Origin of the sequence: Salinivibrio sp. PR919 (genome assembly GCF_001995355.1) — a bacterium.
Taxonomy (GTDB): domain Bacteria; phylum Pseudomonadota; class Gammaproteobacteria; order Enterobacterales; family Vibrionaceae; genus Salinivibrio; species Salinivibrio proteolyticus.
Map to the genome: position 1 here is coordinate 22,938 of NZ_MUFL01000017.1, position 16,989 is coordinate 39,926.

18 protein-coding genes are annotated in these 16,989 nt (G+C 50.1%); 10 read left to right on the plus strand and 8 right to left on the minus strand.

Going from position 1 to position 16,989, the window contains the following annotated elements:
• Nucleotides 1–32: 32 nt before the first annotated feature.
• The 5 genes from BZG83_RS05020 to BZG83_RS05040 all read left to right on the plus strand — a co-directional run bounded on the left by BZG83_RS05020 (nucleotide 33) and on the right by BZG83_RS05040 (nucleotide 4,372).
• Nucleotides 33–272, plus strand: a complete 240-nt coding sequence (locus BZG83_RS05020; protein WP_131825051.1) for a hypothetical protein — start codon at nucleotides 33–35, stop codon at nucleotides 270–272.
• Between the two features lie 192 nt (nucleotides 273–464).
• The gene (locus tag BZG83_RS05025) at nucleotides 465–1,712 is read left to right on the plus strand and encodes an HAAAP family serine/threonine permease (RefSeq protein ID WP_077479597.1); all 1,248 of its coding nucleotides are present in this window, start codon (nucleotides 465–467) and stop codon (nucleotides 1,710–1,712) included.
• A 313-nt stretch (nucleotides 1,713–2,025) separates the two neighbouring features.
• Nucleotides 2,026–2,763, plus strand: coding sequence for a nucleoside recognition domain-containing protein (locus BZG83_RS05030; RefSeq protein ID WP_077479598.1), 738 nt, complete (start codon nucleotides 2,026–2,028; stop codon nucleotides 2,761–2,763).
• Nucleotides 2,760–3,227, plus strand: coding sequence for a YjiG family protein (locus BZG83_RS05035; RefSeq protein WP_077454942.1), 468 nt, complete (start codon nucleotides 2,760–2,762; stop codon nucleotides 3,225–3,227). The genes BZG83_RS05030 and BZG83_RS05035 overlap by 4 nt, the downstream gene beginning before the upstream one ends.
• 8 nt (nucleotides 3,228–3,235) lie before the next feature.
• Nucleotides 3,236–4,372, plus strand: coding sequence for a M20 family metallopeptidase (locus BZG83_RS05040; protein ID WP_077479599.1), 1,137 nt, complete (start codon nucleotides 3,236–3,238; stop codon nucleotides 4,370–4,372).
• Nucleotides 4,373–4,482: 110 nt separating this feature from the next.
• On the opposite strand, the gene BZG83_RS05045 is transcribed toward BZG83_RS05040, so the two are convergent.
• The 3 genes from BZG83_RS05045 to BZG83_RS05055 form a co-directional block, all read right to left on the minus strand.
• A complete protein-coding gene (locus BZG83_RS05045) occupies nucleotides 4,483–5,823 on the minus strand; it encodes a transporter substrate-binding domain-containing diguanylate cyclase (protein WP_158074934.1) in 1,341 nt (446 codons plus the stop codon).
• Nucleotides 5,824–6,099: 276 nt separating this feature from the next.
• On the minus strand, nucleotides 6,100–6,714 hold the full coding sequence (locus BZG83_RS05050) for a bifunctional 4-hydroxy-2-oxoglutarate aldolase/2-dehydro-3-deoxy-phosphogluconate aldolase (RefSeq protein ID WP_077479601.1): 615 nt from the start codon (nucleotides 6,712–6,714) through the stop codon (nucleotides 6,100–6,102).
• A gap of 9 nt (nucleotides 6,715–6,723) precedes the next feature.
• A complete protein-coding gene (locus BZG83_RS05055) occupies nucleotides 6,724–8,103 on the minus strand; it encodes a GntP family permease (protein WP_077479602.1) in 1,380 nt (459 codons plus the stop codon).
• Nucleotides 8,104–8,255: 152 nt separating this feature from the next.
• Here BZG83_RS05055 and BZG83_RS05060 point away from each other — a divergent pair, with 152 nt between their 5' ends.
• Together BZG83_RS05060 and edd are read left to right on the plus strand one after the other, a co-directional pair.
• Nucleotides 8,256–8,777 (plus strand): gluconokinase, encoded by a 522-nt coding sequence (locus BZG83_RS05060; protein ID WP_077479603.1) that lies wholly within the window; start codon nucleotides 8,256–8,258, stop codon nucleotides 8,775–8,777.
• The gene (gene edd, locus BZG83_RS05065) at nucleotides 8,774–10,567 is read left to right on the plus strand and encodes a phosphogluconate dehydratase (RefSeq protein ID WP_077479604.1); all 1,794 of its coding nucleotides are present in this window, start codon (nucleotides 8,774–8,776) and stop codon (nucleotides 10,565–10,567) included. The genes BZG83_RS05060 and edd overlap by 4 nt, the downstream gene beginning before the upstream one ends.
• 21 nt (nucleotides 10,568–10,588) lie before the next feature.
• Here the strand turns inward: edd and BZG83_RS05070 are convergent, their stop codons facing one another.
• The gene (locus BZG83_RS05070; protein WP_198929723.1) at nucleotides 10,589–11,596 is read right to left on the minus strand and encodes a substrate-binding domain-containing protein; all 1,008 of its coding nucleotides are present in this window, start codon (nucleotides 11,594–11,596) and stop codon (nucleotides 10,589–10,591) included.
• 130 nt (nucleotides 11,597–11,726) lie between these two features.
• On the minus strand, nucleotides 11,727–11,912 hold the full coding sequence (locus tag BZG83_RS16515) for a hypothetical protein (protein WP_241825813.1): 186 nt from the start codon (nucleotides 11,910–11,912) through the stop codon (nucleotides 11,727–11,729).
• 92 nt (nucleotides 11,913–12,004) lie between these two features.
• Here BZG83_RS16515 and BZG83_RS05075 point away from each other — a divergent pair, with 92 nt between their 5' ends.
• A complete protein-coding gene (locus tag BZG83_RS05075) occupies nucleotides 12,005–13,000 on the plus strand; it encodes a GGDEF domain-containing protein (RefSeq protein WP_241825811.1) in 996 nt (331 codons plus the stop codon).
• Between the two features lie 5 nt (nucleotides 13,001–13,005).
• Here BZG83_RS05075 and arfB read toward each other — a convergent pair whose 3' ends face one another.
• A complete protein-coding gene (gene arfB / locus BZG83_RS05080) occupies nucleotides 13,006–13,419 on the minus strand; it encodes an alternative ribosome rescue aminoacyl-tRNA hydrolase ArfB (RefSeq protein WP_077479607.1) in 414 nt (137 codons plus the stop codon).
• 94 nt (nucleotides 13,420–13,513) lie between these two features.
• The gene (locus tag BZG83_RS05085; protein WP_077479608.1) at nucleotides 13,514–14,209 is read right to left on the minus strand and encodes a pirin family protein; all 696 of its coding nucleotides are present in this window, start codon (nucleotides 14,207–14,209) and stop codon (nucleotides 13,514–13,516) included.
• Between the two features lie 268 nt (nucleotides 14,210–14,477).
• Here BZG83_RS05085 and BZG83_RS05090 point away from each other — a divergent pair, with 268 nt between their 5' ends.
• Together BZG83_RS05090 and BZG83_RS05095 are read left to right on the plus strand one after the other, a co-directional pair.
• Complete coding sequence (locus BZG83_RS05090; protein WP_077479623.1) at nucleotides 14,478–14,705, plus strand: hypothetical protein; 228 nt, start codon at nucleotides 14,478–14,480, stop codon at nucleotides 14,703–14,705.
• Between the two features lie 29 nt (nucleotides 14,706–14,734).
• Entirely contained in the window at nucleotides 14,735–16,546 is a 1,812-nt protein-coding gene (locus BZG83_RS05095) for an ABC transporter transmembrane domain-containing protein (RefSeq protein WP_077479609.1), read from the plus strand.
• Here the strand turns inward: BZG83_RS05095 and BZG83_RS16520 are convergent.
• A complete protein-coding gene (locus tag BZG83_RS16520) occupies nucleotides 16,543–16,716 on the minus strand; it encodes a DUF6435 family protein (RefSeq protein WP_106406577.1) in 174 nt (57 codons plus the stop codon). The genes BZG83_RS05095 and BZG83_RS16520 overlap by 4 nt on opposite strands.
• Between the last annotated feature and the right edge of the window lie 273 nt (nucleotides 16,717–16,989).

The following is a 16,989-nucleotide window of genomic DNA, read 5'->3' on the forward strand; positions in this document are numbered from 1 at the left end:
CGGTTGCGGCGTTTTGCGGTCTGGCGTTGGCAGTGATTGTGCTGATTGGGGCCAGCCGCTCATTTCATGATTTGATCACGCTACGTGTGATTTCGACTGGTGACTGTGAGCTAGCTCGTTCTATTGAGATTGGCTGGGTGAGGTATGTAACAGATGAAAAAGATATCATCAAAAATGTGATTCTTGGAGTAACAATATGTCAACATGCCATGAACGAAAATGTGGTAGTTACATCATTTTGCAAACAATCCAATCAATCTAAACATTGGTAATAATTTGGTCTTTTAATCCACAATTAAGCCATTAATTCAGAATAATATGTTGGTTATTAAAAATATTGCCAGTTTATGTGACAAGTTTTTAACAAAACAATTAGTACATATATCTATTACATCTATGTGATATATCCGGTCGAACTCGCTACTATGCAACCGCACAAAATATTATAAATAAGAGAGTTTGACGTGAACCAAACTATAGAAGTCTCCGAAAAGAGTGTATCCACTCGTTGGACCCAACATGACACCCACTGGGCGCTCAGCCTATTTGGCACCGCTGTCGGTGCTGGGATCCTGTTCCTTCCCATTAACCTTGGTATGGGTGGGATCTGGCCGTTAATCATCATGGCGGTGCTTGCTTTCCCCATGACCTTTATGGCACACCGTGGGCTTGCACGTTTTGTGCTCTCCTCTCGCCATAAAGACGCAGATTTTACCGATGTGGTCGCCGAGCATTTTGGTGCCAATGCGGGCCGGATGATCTCGGTGTTGTATTTCCTTTCTATCTTCCCCATTTTATTGATATACGGCGTCGGATTAACCAATACGGTAGACAGCTTTTTAGTCAATCAACTGGGATGGGTATCTCCTAATCGTATCTTATTATCCGGTGTGTTAGTGGCGGGCATGATTGCGATCATGCTAGGTGGAGAGCGCCTCATGCTGCGCGCTTTCGCCGCTATGGTGTACCCCTTGGTGGCTATTTTGGCATTTTTGTCGTTCTATCTTGTGCCATCGTGGCAAACGCCTAACTTGACCCTACCGCCGATGAGTGAACTAGGCATGAACCTGTGGCTTGCGGTGCCTGTGGTGATCTTCTCGTTTAGTCATGCTGCGGCGATTTCAAGTTTTGCTAACATTCAGCGTCGCCACTATGGCAATGATGCACAAGGCAAGTCAGAGCAAATTCTTAAGCGCGCGGGCGTGATGTTAGTTGCTTTTGTGCTCTTATTTGTCTTCTCGTGCGTGCTGACACTCACGCCAGCACAAATGGCGGAAGCGAAAGCGCAAAATGTGTCTGTGCTTTCTTACCTTGCTAACGTCACCCATAATCCCTTTATCGGTACGCTGGGCCCGCTTGTCGCATTCATTGCGATCACATCGTCGTTTTTAGGGCATTTCCTTGGCGCGCGTGAAAGCTTGAATGGTTTGGTAACCAAACATAGCAAGTTGACCTACAAGCAAGCGGATAAGCTGGGTGTTGTGGTGATGTTCTTTGCCATCTGGTGGTGTGCGGTGATTAACCCCAGCATACTTGACATGATGGGGGCATTATCAGGCCCTGTGATTGCGATGATCCTCTTTATTATGCCCACTGTCGCGGCTTATAAAGTCAAAGCATTGGCGCAGTATCGCGGTAAAGTCGGCACTTACTTTATCTTTGTGACCGGTATGCTGGCGATTTCTGCGTTGCTCTATAACCTGATGGGTTAAGTCAGTACGCTGTCGCCCGACGAAAAGCGCCTTCGGGCGCTTTTTTATTAGCTTTACTTATGTATTTCTAGTGAATTTCTTATCCGAAGCGATTTACGCGCATCCTTTAGTAGTGACAGATAAACCTAATTAAATCAGCCGTTAGTGTYACATTCATCATGATTTAGCTTGGCTTAATTTGTTAGGTTTTGAATCAGCCCATATTATGTAAATCCCATCTATCTTCTTGCACAATAGGTTGATAATTATCAACTTTCATTTCTGTGTCTGCCTCGATGATAAGCCCAATGTTGATTGAGCATGAGGGCGGTTTATGACACATCCAACCGAAACAGACAGACAAGTGACATGGGGATGTTACTTGGCATTGGTCTTTGCGATTGTTTTTTTCTCGGGGTTGTTGCAATCCAATCAATGGTACGGCGTGTTTGATTTTACCACCTTGAACGGATCCTTCGGGCAGGTGGCTTATCAAGCGACAGCGGCGGCCGATGGGTCGGTGGAGGTAGCAACGACGTCACTTCGCGGTAAAGGCGGGAGTGGTGCACGAGACGGTTTTATTTTTGCGCTGACCCTTATTCCCACGGTGATGTTCGCACTCGGTATGATCAGTGTGCTTGAACACTATGGGGCACTTGATGCGGCGCGCAGACTCTTAACTCCGCTATTGAAACCAGTATTGGGCATTCCCGGCAACTCAGGATTGGCATTAATTGCCTCTATGCAGAGCACAGATGCGGGGGCGGCGATGACACGTCAACTCAAAGATGAGGGGTACTTGACCAAACGGGAAACGGATGTGTTCACCATGTTTCAGTTCACGGCTGGGGCAACCATCGTCAATTTTTTCTCATCGGGTGCCGTGTTGTTTACTCTGACGCTGTCAGATGGCTCGTTGGCCGTGACCTCGTCGATTGGCCTCGCGATTGGTGTGATCTTCTTGTTTAAGTTCATCGGCGCCAATGTATTTCGTGTCTACCTCAATATCACCGAGGGTAAAGGGCCACAGCGAGATAAGTCTCAATCCTATCAAGAGGAGCACGCGTCATGACTCATTCTTCCAGCAGTAAACCCATGATCACCGACATCTTTGTCGAAGGGGCAAAAAAAGGTTGGCACATTGCGACGACGTCGACGGTTCCTAATGTGGTCATGGCGTTTGTGATTATCAAGGCGCTGCAAATTACCGGGTTATTAGGCTTGATGGGCGAGGTGTTTTCGCCTGTGATGGCAGTGTTTGGCTTACCCGGCGAAGCGGCTGCCGTGCTAATGGGGGCATGGATGTCAATGGGAGGCGCGGTTGGTGTGGTGATCACCTTGTTTGACCAAGGCATTCTCACCGGCACCCACATTGCGATTTTGGTCCCCGCTATCTATTTAATGGGCTCACAAGTGCAATACATCGGCCGAGTGATGGGCCCGATTGGTACCGAAGGCCGTTATATCCCCATCATGGTTGGCATTTCGATTCTCAATGCTTTTGGTGCGATGTGGGTAATGAATCTTTTACTTTAGGAGGCATGATGATGTTTTCTTTGCAACGCTACTTGGATGAGTTAGCGCCTCTGGTGAACGTCGACTGTGGCACGTTCCAGCGCGACGGCATTGAGGTGATTGCAGCCTTGATGGCAGAAAAGTATGAACAAATGACAGGCTGGCACATTAAGCGTGTCGATTGTGGTGAGGCAGGGGTTGGATTAGAGATCCGAAACCAGCCCACCGACCCGCATATTGATGTAATGATGATTGGCCATATGGATACTGTGTTTCCAAAAGGCACAGCAGCTGAGCGCCCGATGCATGTGGAAGAGGGCTTTGCCTACGGCCCGGGTGTATCCGATATGAAATCGGGCTTGTTGAATATCGTGTATGCATTGCGCGCATTGCCGCACGCTGAACGTGAGGCACTCAGCATTTGCATTTGTATGAATCCCGATGAGGAAGTGGGCTCGATACATTCTAGTGACTGGCTGGCGTCCGTTGCACGCGATGCACGTTATGTGCTGGTGGCAGAGGCAGCGCGGGCTGACGGTGGTTTAGTGAAAGCGCGTAAAGGCATGGCACGGTATAAAATAGCCATATCAGGCCGTGCGGCGCACGCGGGGAATGAACCAGAGAAAGGACGTAGCGCGATCACAGAGTTGGCTCACTGGCTAGTGACGCTCGATAGTATGAAAGATGTTGAGGCCGGCACCAGTATTAATGCTGGCGTGATTGAAGGCGGAACGGGAGCGAATATTGTGGCCGCGCATGCATCGGCATTGGTTGATATTCGGTTCTGGGATAACACCGCCTATGATGCGCTCGATCAAGCCATCCAAGCCCGCGCCTCTCATCCTTACACGCCTGATATCACCATTGAATTGGTTCGCGAAGCTTATAAACCGGCCATGGTTCCGACGCCTGAAACAGAGCACTTGATGGATCTTGTCGAAGCGGCTGCATTTGATGAAGGTGTTCCAATTCATTGGAAAGCGGTAGGTGGCGGATCTGATGCGAATAATACCGCTGCCATTGGGATCCCCAGTTTGGATGGTTTTGGGCCAGTTGGAGCGAATTTCCACAGTGACGACGAATACCTTCAACTGGATTCGGTGGAGCCCAGAATACGTTTGCTCACACGTGTATTGTCTCGGCTTGCTGAGCAGAAAAATCGCTAGTGACCCCGTCGGCGGCGACAAACAGGTGGCCGCCTTTTGTTCATTGCATGTGGCGTTTGCCACCGTAAGCAGCCAACCGCTTTGACTGCTAATCAGAGCCAGTACCGTGGTTAAATGACATTGAGTACGGCGCAGTGCTTGCCTTGCTTTTTGGCTTGATACATAGCTTTGTCTGCTTCGACGATTTCGCTATCGCTGAGCCCATCAGGATAATAGGCCACACCTAGGCTGATCGTCACAGGCATGGGATGATTAAAGCGCGCGAGGCTTTGTCGCGCAATTTCATCGCACAATAACCGCGCTTGCGAGAGTGCACGTTCAGCACTGGAAAAGGGATGAAGGACCCCAAATTCCTCACCGCCAATACGTGCAAGTACCGCATCATTGGGTAGCAGGCTCTTGGCCGTCTCCGCGACAAAGCAGATCACTTCGTCACCATGCGCGTGACCAAATCCGTCGTTAAATGCTTTGAAATCATCAATGTCAAAGACCATCAGTGCCATGTTTTTCGGCTCCCCTTGTTTTTCTTTTAAACACTGATAAAAAAAACGCCGGTTATGTAGCTGTGTCAATGAGTCAGTGATGGCTTGTTCTTGGAGTTGGGTATTGGCGGTTTGCAACGCGCGCGTCTTTTGACGAACATTTCGCTTAAGCAGCAAAATATAACTGACCACGATCAAGACGCCAAGGGTAATCAGTGTGGGAAACAGGTAAGCGGGATAAACAGTCTCGACATCATAGTAGACCCAACGGTTTAGGAGCTGGCGTTTGGTATCATCATCTAGCCAGTTAAACTTATTGCTCACTTGATTGAGCAAAGCTGTGTTGCCTTTTGCAAATCCTGCATACAGGGTYTCGGTATAAAGATGGCGAACCGGAATAAAGAGATTCTGATTGGTGGTGGTGTAAAGATGATAATTCGCGACTTGTAAGTCGGCAACGAAAGCGTGTAGTTCACCGGATAATGCCGCATCAAGCATCGCTTGGTTGTTGGGGAAAAGGCGTAGTGAAACCAAAGGAAACGTGGTTTCCATAAACTCTTGCTCGTACCCTCCTTTGACCACGCCTATCACATTGTCGGTCTCACCAGCCAGCACATAGTCAGCGGATATACCCATCATGGATTGACTGAAAAAAACTTGCGTGTCGATGGCAAAAAGCGGCGTACCGAAGTCCATAAACGTGAGACGTTCTGGTGACTGTAATAAGCCAGCGTGTACATCGGCCTGTCCAGAGCGAACCAAGTCAATGGAGGTTTGCCAATCGGTCAGTAAAAACTCGATATCATAGCCATTGCGGGTACCGAACTCTTGCCAAAAATCAATTAGAATACCTTTGGGTTCTTGGTTGCGGTCAAGATATGAAAAGGGTCGCCAGGAGTGAGAGTTCGCAACTTTTAGAGTCGGTTTAACGGTGGATTGGTCGTCCGCACGCGTAGCGTGAACAGACACACTGACTGAGAGAGTTATACAGCATATGAGTGTGAAAACTACCCGCTGGGCCCACCGCAAACAAGCACCCGGTTTCCACATAAATCCTACCCCTATCCCTTGCCAATCCGATTCACCACCACGTAGGGTGAACACACTCTAAACAGTATATGAATAAATTAGGCGCTTAGTGGAGAGGATCCGTGTTTATTGGTCGGTACTATTCACAGAAGGAAAAGAGACGGGATGAAATTGAAGCGCGATGGCCCACGCAAACGCGGCGGGCCATCGTTTTAGTTAAGCCGCTACGGCTTGGACGAGACGCGCAATCTCGTCCCACTTTTTGGCATCAATGAGCGTGGCGGGCACCATCCAAGTGCCACCGCATGCCAGCACTTTGGGTAAGGCGAGATAATCGCTCACGTTCTCTTCACTCACGCCACCGGTCGGCATAAAACTGACGGGATACACCGCAGAGAGCGCTTTTAACATCGCAATACCGCCTGACGCTTCCGCGGGGAAAAACTTCACGGTATCCAGCCCCAGCGACATGGCTTGCTCGACTAAACTGGGATTGTTGATCCCCGGGATAATGGCAATATCACGTTGTTGGCAGTGTTTTACTGTGATGGGGTTGAGCCCGGGGCTAACAATAAAATCCGCTCCTGCATCTATTGCGGCGTCGACTTGCGCTGGTGTGAGTACGGTTCCGGCACCAATCAGCATCTCGGGATACGCATCGCGCATTTGACGGATAGCGTTTGCGGCTGCATCAGTACGAAAAGTAATTTCGGCGCAGGGTAGGCCATTATCGACCAAGGTTTTGGCGAGCGGTACGGCATCTTCCGCATGATTAATCGCAATTACCGGCACGATGCGTATCGCCTTAAGGCGTTGATTCAGTTCAGTCATGAAGATCCCTTACAGTAAAACGCTTAACAGCGCTACGATAACAAACGCGATGGTTCCGAGCAGGGTTTCCATCACAGTCCAAGTTTTAAGTGTGGTTTTTTCATCCATTTCGAGCAGTCGCGATACCAACCAAAAGCCAGAGTCGTTGAAATGCGATAAAACGGTRGCYCCACCTGCAATTGCGATGACAATAAAACACAAATCCAATTGGGATAAGCCCACAGTATGCGACACGGTGGGCGCGATAAGTGCGGCCGTGGTGGTGAGTGCGACGGTGGCGGAGCCTTGTGCAACGCGCAAGCAGGTGGCAATCACGAATGCAGCCAGAATGATTGGCATACCTGTGTCTGATAGCATGGTGGCAAGTGCCTGACCGATACCGCTCGCGCGCAAGACACCCCCAAACATGCCGCCGGCGCCGGTCACCAAAATGACGGCACAAATTGGCGCTAACGAATCAGAGCACAGCTTTTCCATTTTACTTTTACCCAGCTTTTGGCCGAACACCAGTAAACAGGTCAATAGAGTGATGAGCAGTGCAACGGGTGTTTTACCCAGCATACGCAAAAAGCCGACCCAAGCACTCTCCCCGTTGACCATACCCGCCACGCTCAGCGCGTTCAGGCCTGTATCAAGGAAAATGAGTAGCACTGGGAGCAATAAAATCATTAATACAGTTGAAAAGGCGGGGTAATCCTTTTTGCTTTTAAACATGACTTCGGTGTTTAAAAACGCTTTTGCGAGTGGGATATTGAATTTCTTACCCGCATACAAGCCAAATAAATAACCCCCTAAATACCAAGTGGGGAGCGAAACCAGCAGCCCGACGATGAGAAGCAGGCCCATGTCGGCGCCGAGTAAATCTGAGGCAGCAACTGGACCGGGATGTGGCGGAACGAAGGTATGCATAACCGCAAACGCCCCCGCGACGGGAAGAGCATACTTTATGGGGGAGCCACCTAAGCGTTTCGCGACACTAAACATGATGGGCATCATCACAATTAGCCCAGCGTCAAAAAAGATAGGGAAACCGAACAGTAACGAGGCGATCCCGAGTGCAAAGGGAGCACGCGCTTCGCCAAACCGAGCGATCAGTGTATCGGCGAGCACATTCGCACCACCGGTGACTTCGAGGATCTTCCCGATCATCGCGCCAAGCCCGACCAGCAAAGCGACCGATGCTAAGGTGCCGCCAAAGCCGCTCATCATGGTTGGTACCACCTTATCGACAGGGATCCCTGTGGCCAATGCGGTACCTAAACTGACTAGTGTGAGTGATGCAAATGCATGCACCTTCAGCTTCATTATTAGGAGTAATAACAGTGCGATAGCGCCCAATGCTATCAAGAGTAGGGTAGTGGGTTCAGGGCTTTGTGCGAGTAGTTCCATGGCTCACCTCTTCCGACCAGGATGTTTGTGTCAAACTTCACAAATCTCATAGTTACCGGTAACATGTTACCGGTAACCACACTAAGATAAAGAAAATTATTGAATGCGTTATCAAAAATGAGATCTGGTTAAAATCTCGCTAAGGAGTCGGTATGGCAATTGGCAGTGTGATTGTGATGGGCGTCAGTGGCTCGGGAAAAAGCACCCTAGGCGTGAAATTGGCAGCGCGCTTGAAGGCCAAATTCATCGATGGTGATGATCTGCATCCACGGGCAAATATCGAGAAAATGGCAAGTGGGCAGCCGCTTAACGATGATGACCGCACGCCATGGCTATGCCGGATCCGTGACGCTGCTTTCAGTCTCGAACACAAACAAGAATATGGCGTGATTGTATGCTCTGCCTTGAAACGTCGTTATCGCGATCTCATTCGTGAGGGCAACCAGAACGTCACCTTTTTGTTTCTCGACGGCGATTATGCACTGATCCTCGCAAGACTCAGAGCACGCAAAGGGCATTTTATGAAAACCCATATGCTGGATAGCCAGTTTGCGACGTTGGAGGCGCCGGGTGACGATGAGCCTGATGTTGTCCGCGTTGCCATTGATGCAGACATTGATACTGTGGTGACACGTGCCGTGCATGCCTTAGCAGCCAAGGAGGCTCGGAAATGACACACCCGACTTTAATGGCTGTGACAAAGGCGTTACGCCAGCGCAGCCAATCGACGCGCTCCGCGTTTTTGCGTCAGACTCAACAGCAAGCTGATACAGGGAAGGCGCGAACCACTCTGTCTTGCGGCAACATGGCTCACGCCGTGGCGGCATCGTGTCAACAAGATAAACAACACATGCTGGATATGACCACCGCCAATGTGGCGATTATCAGCGCCTACAACGATATGCTTAGCGCGCACGCGCCCTATGCTGGCTACCCTGAACAAATCAAAGCGGCGCTTCAACCGTTGGGCCATACGGCGCAAGTCGCAGGCTGTGTGCCCGCGATGTGTGATGGTGTCACACAGGGCCAGCCGGGAATGGAAATGTCCTTGTTTTCACGTGATGTGATTGCTCAGGCAACCGCGATATCGCTGAGTCATAACGTATATGATGCAACATTGCTGCTTGGCGTCTGCGATAAAATTGCCCCCGGGCAATTGATGGGGGCGCTCGCTTATGCCCATTTGCCGACCTTATTTGTACCCTCCGGCCCAATGGCCTCGGGGACAAGTAACGAAGAAAAAGTGGCGGTGCGCCAAGCCTATGCGGCAGGCAATCTTGGCAAAGAGGCTTTATTGGCCATGGAATGCCAAGCTTATCATAGTTCGGGAACCTGCACCTTCTATGGCACGGCCAACACCAATCAACTGGTGCTTGAAGCCATGGGATTGATCCTTCCCGGTGCGGCGTTTGTTGCCCCCAACTCAGCATTACGCCAAGCGCTGACCCGCTATGCGGCAACAGCGTTAGCTTCCCAATGTGCGGGAAGTACGAATTACCGACCACTCGCCGATGTGGTGACCGAAAAAAGCGTGGTAAACGGTGTGGTCGCGTTGTTGGCCTCGGGCGGCAGCACCAACCATACGATTCATTTGGTGGCGATGGCGCGTGCCGCTGGCATCATCCTAACCTGGGAAGATATGGATGCACTTTCTCATGTTGTGCCCTTACTGGCTCGGGTCTACCCCAATGGACCCGCTGACATTAATGCCTTTGAGGCGGCAGGGGGCGTGCCTACGCTGATGGCGCATCTGCATACCCTTGGCTTACTACATGCCGATACCTTACCTGCCGTCGGCCAGTTTAGCGACCAATTGACCACGCCTCGATTAGTTCAGGGGCAGCTTGTTTGGGAAGCCGCCCCTCCATCAACCGACACTGCGGTCATCGCTCAGCCCGGCTCACACTTCAGTCCAACCAGTGGTTTGCGCATGCTGTCTGGCAATATGGGTAATGCAGTGATCAAAGTCTCTGCCGTAGATCCTGCGCACCGTGTGGTTTGTGCGCCCGCGCGGGTGTTTGATTGTCAGCACCAAGTCGAGCAGGCTTATCAGCGTGGTGAGCTCAACCAAGATGTGATTGTGGTGGTACGTTTTAATGGCCCCGCCGCGAATGGCATGCCAGAGCTGCATAAGCTTATGCCTATTCTTGGCAATGTGCAAAAAATGGGTTATCAGGTCGCATTGGTGACAGATGGTCGGTTGTCGGGCGCATCGGGCAAGGTCCCTGCCGCTTTACACGTCTGTCCTGAAGCCATGCATGGCGGTGCATTGGCGAGTGTGCAAGACGGCGATATGATCACATTGGACGCGAAGGCTGGCGAGTTGACTTGCCATGCTGATTTATCTCAGCGTCCCGTAGCAGAGCCGCCTCAAGCGACCCATACGTGGGGACGTGATTGGTTTGCTGCGGCGCGTCAGCAGGTATCACGCGCCGACGAAGGGGCGAGCTATTTATTTTCGTGATCGCCCAGTTAACGGTGATGGTTATAGGCTGCCGCCGCTTGTGATGGTGTGTGGAACAGCTTGTATTTTTTCGGCGATAGTTTCGCCGCTTAACGCTTGAATCAACAGTGTCGCAGCGCGCTCACCAATCAAATCACGCGGCGTCGCGACGCTCGTCAGTGTAGGACTGACTACAGTGCCAATATCGAGCGCATTGTAACCAACAATACTGAGGGTTTGCGGAACAGCAATGCCTTTGGCACAACACGCGAGTAACGCACCGACGGCGAGGTCATCATTAGTACAAAACAGCCCGTCACAGTTGGGATACTGAGCCAAGGTTTGGTTGAGTAGCGTTTCGCCTAAGCTAAATGAAGAATGCTCTTCGGTGGCAACACAGCGAGGGGTGAGTCCTGCTTGTATCATCGCGCGTTCGTACCCTTGTTGCCGCAGCTGAGTACGGGTATCTAACCGAGCCGCCAAGTACACGATCTGCGTTTTCCCTTTATTGATCATGGCTTGAACCGCATCATAAGCGGCTTGCCCATGATCAAGCCCAACGGCCATATCAATTGGCTTTTCTGGAAGCTCCATTGTCTCTACCACAGGAACAGCGGCTGTCTTTAGCATTTGTAACGTGCGTGGGGTGTGGTTAGTTTCAGTGAGGATCAAACCATCCACTTGAYAAGACAGCAAAGAGGCAATTTTCTCTTCCTCTGCCTGTTCGCTATAACCGGCGTGCGTAATCAAAATGTCGTAGCCATGCGCTTTGGTGACGCGTTCAATTCCCTGTACCAAATGAGCAAAGACTTGGTTAGACAGCGAGGGGAGCACAATACCAATGGCTTTACTTGATGATTTAGACAGCATCGCAGGGACGCGATTTTGAATGTACCCCAATTCTTCAATCACCGTCGCAATTTTGTCGCGTGTCGTGGGCGCGACTGACTCAGGATTGCGCATATAGCGTGAGACTGTCATTTTGGTCATCCCAACGCGATCGGCAATATCTTGTAAGGTAGCGCGATTTCTTTTGTCTTTCATCTCAATGCACTAGCTGAAAATGTTACTTGTAACATTAGAGCAATCCCATGTCGGATAAGCAAGCAAAAAGGTATGAGGTGTTATCGTTCAGAGAGGGTAAAGCGGTTCGGAGAAAGAATCCCCAGGCCCGTGTATTTCAAGCGCCTTGGAAAACCTGATGCTTACCAATACCGAGCTGGCTAGCAGACTTGGCGTCGAGTCCTCGACTTTTCATACCTTTTGGGAAACGATAGAAATAGGTATTAATGGGCCAAAACCAGTCCATATTGCGCGCAGTGACAGGAAACTGACGATTTAGATTATTAAATATGCGTGTACACATATTCATTGATACCTTTATTATTAACATGTTATATGAACAAGGCTATCATAGGTTATGTCAAAAAATTGGGCCAAAGAGAATGGATAGTGGAAATGAGTGAGCTCAATAGTAGTTTTGAGTTGCGCCTCAAAGTGCTGAAAGGATTGAGCCTTGGGGTGGGTGGTTTAGCGGTTTTGGTGGCGATTGGTAATATCCTTGTTAGTCAAAGCTATATCTATGCGTCATTTGTGATGCTGTACGCGCTTTACTCTTGGCACGTATATCGACAAACCTCTAAAACGACCATTTTTAATGGCCACAAATACATCATGTCGGCCAGCTTGACACTATTGGTGATTGCGGGAACGGTTTTGAAGCCAACGGACACTGGCGTGTTCTTTTGGACGTTGATTTTCCCCATTATTTATTACCTACTGTCAGGATACAAAGCGGGGTTTTTGGCCACTGTTTCTTTATTTCTCATCCAAATAGTTAATATCGCCTTTCAGTTTTATGCCGAGCAGTATTTCGATATGTTGACGATGATGCTTAACTTTTCGTTTTGTTACGTCACTATTGCCGTTGTCTCACATGCCTATGAAATCAATCGCGTATTGGCAGAAAACAAGCTGAGTAAACTGGCTACATGTGACCCGCTAACCGGAGCCAATAACCGCCTTGCTTTGAAGCATCGTTATCAAGCATTACAAGATCAGCAGGCCGAGTTTCATCTTCTGGTACTGGATATTGACCATTTTAAAGCGGTTAATGATGAATATGGCCATGATGGCGGCGATGTCGTGTTGCAATCGGTGGTGAACACTATGGTTGAGGTCGCGGGGAGTGACAATGTATTCCGGCAAGGGGGAGAGGAGTTTTGTCTTCTTTTAGAAGGTGTTTCTCATCATGATGCGCTGACGATGGCAGAGCGAATCCGCGAGAGTATTGCGAAAACCCCCATTGTTTATCAGCAGCGCGCCATTCCAGTCACGGTCAGTATCGGGATGACGCAAAGCGAGGCATCAAAATGTGCCCAAGAAATTAACCGGCAAGCGGATGCGAACTTGTATGCGGCTAAATCGGGAGGTCGGAATAAAGTGGTGGCGTGAAACGGTTAAGGAGCCACCTTTCCTCGTAGTGACTTAGTTTGGCTCTTACGTTTTTTAGCATCCACGCGGCGTCGTTGTGAGGCCTTGGTAGGCTTGGTGGGTTTACGTTTTTTTTGCTCTACCATCGCGCTTTTGATTAACGCCTGTAAGCGCTCTAGCGCGTCTTCTCGGTTTAGCTCTTGAGTGCGATAGTTTTGCGCTTTTATGACTATGACGCCCTCTTTGGAGATGCGCGAATCAGACAGAGCCATTAATCGGGCTTTATACGCATCAGGCAGTGACGAGGCTTGGATGTCAAAGCGCAGATGAATAGCGCTCGATACTTTGTTGACGTTTTGCCCGCCTTTCCCTGCGGCGCGGATGGCCGTGAGCTCAATCTCATTGTCGGGAATTGCCACTTTATTCGATAGAGTGAGCATTCAACCTCTCATATATGAAGAAAGGGCGCAGTGTACACAGAGTAAGGCCTGCCGCGCAAATAGACCGGCAGGCCAGAGCGCCTGAACCCGCGCGTTAGGGGAGATCAAACACCAGTGCTTGGCTGGTTTCGTTGCCCTTATTGCTAAAGGTTACGTGATGGATATCTTCAATCTTTGCGCCATCGCCGGGAGCCAGAGATGTCGTTTCAACGTCGAGCGTGCCCGCGACTTGATGTACATAGGCATGGCGCCCTGCCTCCAAAGGCAAGGTAACCGATTCACTGGGCGGTAGAATCAGCTGTAGCAAACGTGCATCTTGTTTGATGCGTAAGGTGCCATCTTCCCCTGTGGGGGTCGCGATAACGGTAAAGCCAGCCTGCTTGCCAAAGTCTTTTTGCTGATAACCCGGCTCTCCGCCTTGCTCATTGGGCTCAATCCAAATTTGCAGAAAGCGCAAGGCTTGGGTTGACGATGCATTATACTCGCTATGATAAATACCGCGCCCAGCCGACATCAGCTGGAACTCACCAGCGGGTAGGGTTTGTCGGTTGCCTTGGCTGTCTTTGTGCTCTATTTCCCCTTCCAGCACCAGACTGATGATTTCCATATCACGGTGTCCGTGAGTATCAAAGCCTGCGGCAGGCGAGACGATATCATCATTGATCACACGCAGTGCAGAGAAGCCCATATGATGAGGATCGTAATAGCTACCAAATGAAAAAGTATGGCGGCTTTGTAGCCAGCCAAAGTTGGCCTGACCGCGCTCGCTGGCATGACGTACTGTAATCATAATGCTTCTCCTCACTGATTCGATGTTGAACAGCGGTGACACTGAACAATAGGTGCAGTGTAGAAACAAAAACGCCGTGCGAACACGGCGTAAGATTGAGCATCTTGTTCTAAAAAGCTGAATAACCCTAGCTTAATAAAGCACTACAAGGCCTTGTGTGGCCCAAAGCACTCATAGTGGAACTGTTCGTCAGGAACGCCAAGTTCGCGAAGTTGTGTTTGAATAGGCGCGGCTGACGCGCGAGAGTGTGGACAGAATGATTGAATGCGTGCAACGAAACCGCTTTACAGATTACGGACTTCGCACCTTGATTTTTCTGGCGTCGTTGCCAGAGGGTGAGCTTACCAACATTACCGAGGTGATACGCTTGTTTGATGTGTCGTGCAATCATATGGTGAAAGCCAAACAAGCTTTTTTAGAGGAGTTAGATGCATGCACCATCGATGCGCTTATCAACGACAATCGCGAGTTAATGATCCTGCTCACTCGCCCCTAAATGTGCAAGGACAGCACTAAGTAGAGCTTATGGCTAATTCCGCTTTAACGCGCGCCGCCTCGACGCCATCTTCCTCAAGTCGCAACAGTAAAAATCTGACGGTTCTGTGGGAACTCATCGCGTTTATTCGCCCTTATCGCTGGCAAGTGAGCGCGGCATTGCTGGCCTTGGTGTTTACCGCGTCATTGACGCTCTCGGTCGGACACGGCGTTCGCCTTTTGATCGACCAAGGCTTTGCACAGCAATCACTGGTTGAGCTGGGGAACGCGGTCCAGTTTATTTTGCTGATCACGGTATTGATCGCGATCGGCACCTTTTTCCGGTTCTATCTGGTGTCATCGGTGGGTGAACGGGTCAGTGCCGATATTCGCCAAGCGGTGTTTGATCATGTGATTGGCCTACATCCGAGCTATTTTGAAACCCACGGCAGTGGCGAAATCATGTCGCGGATCACCACAGATACCAGCTTGCTGCAAAACATCATCGGCTCCTCCTTCTCCATGGCGATGCGCAGTGCACTGATGTGTGTGGGCGCCATCATCATGCTGTTTGCCACCAATATTAAACTGACCTTGATTGTGCTGGCCTCCGTGCCCTTTATTCTGGTGCCGATTTTGATTTATGGCCGTCGTGTGCGAGCGTTGTCGCGGCAAAGCCAAGATTCGATGGCGGATGTAGGCAGCTACGCCGGTGAAGCCATCACCAATATTAAAACCGTGCAAAGCTTCGCGGTAGAAGATCACGCCAAAGCCGCATTTGGTCAAGAGGTGGAGCGCGCCTATCAGATCGGACGCGAGCGCGTCAAACAACGAGCCATTCTTATTTCCGGCGTGATCGTGATTGTGTTCAGCGCCATTACTGGCATGTTGTGGGTTGGCGGTCGCGATGTGATTCAAGGTACTATGTCAGCAGGGGATCTGGGTGCGTTTGTGTTTTTCGCCATCATGGTTGCCTCTTCGATGGCTACCTTGTCGGAAGTGATGGGGGAGTTGCAGCGCGCGGCAGGCGCGACGGAGCGCTTGGTGGAACTGTTGCACGTGCAAAGCCATATTTGCACTCCCGCCACCTCGCCGAGTGTCGATGCCCAATCATTAAGCAACGATATTCGCTTTGAAGCGGTGCATTTTCATTATCCCACGCGTCCTCATCAAGCAGCGATTGATGCGTTGAACCTTGTGATTCGGCCCGGTGAAGTCGTCGCCTTAGTCGGACCGTCGGGAGCGGGGAAAACTACCGTATTTGAATTACTGCAACGCTTTTATGATCCGCAGTCAGGTGCGATTAGGCTGGGCGGGCAAGATATTCGTCGCTTATCCCCGCAAGCGTTGCGCCAACAAATGGCACTGGTGCCAYAACAACCCGCTCTGTTTAGCGATGATGTAATAGGCAATATTCGCTACGGCAGGCCAGGCGCCAGTGAGCACGCCGTCAAAGAGGCGGCGATTCAAGCGCACGCTGATGCCTTTATTCAGCAATTACCGGATGGTTATCACAGCTTTTTAGGTGAGCGAGGCGTGCGGCTTTCGGGCGGCCAACGACAGCGAATTGCGATTGCCCGCGCGATTCTCAAGGATCCACGAATTTTATTGCTCGATGAAGCCACCAGTGCCCTTGATAGCGAAAGTGAGCATGCGGTGCAGCAAGGCTTGGCGGCTTTAATGCGTGACCGCACTACCTTGATTATCGCTCACCGCTTATCGACCATTCAGCATGCTGACCGCATTGTCGTGATGGATCAAGGCAAGCTTGTTGATGTAGGCAGCCATACCTACCTGCTGGCACGCTGCCCTCTGTACCAACGCTTGGTAAAACGGCAGTTTAGCCATGTCTCAAATGGCTAAGCGTTGTTTTCCAATTCTTTGATTTGTTGGTCAATCTTTTCTGCTTCTTCGGTGAGCAGTGAATAACCACGGATGTCGCCGTTTCGCTGCGCCTGAAAGGCTTGTTGTTGCTTAGCTTCGTACTGCTTTTTAAGCTTTTTAACCGGATTCGGCTTTAAAAATGAGAGCATGTCGCGTCCTTATTTGAGGGTTACGGCTATGACTACGATCTAACCTCATCTTTGGATGACAGCGACTTTACACTGGATACTTATTGTATCCACTTACTATTGTTGAGTGAGCCTGGCTAGATTAATAGATATATTGCCCGTTTATTTAGATGAAATGATGTTGTTCATATTGCTCGCCAACTCTCACTATGATCGACAAACGATGACACAGCCATACAAAGTATGGACAGAGTATTTAAACGCCTTCCTATATATTTAAGCGCTTCTCAAATA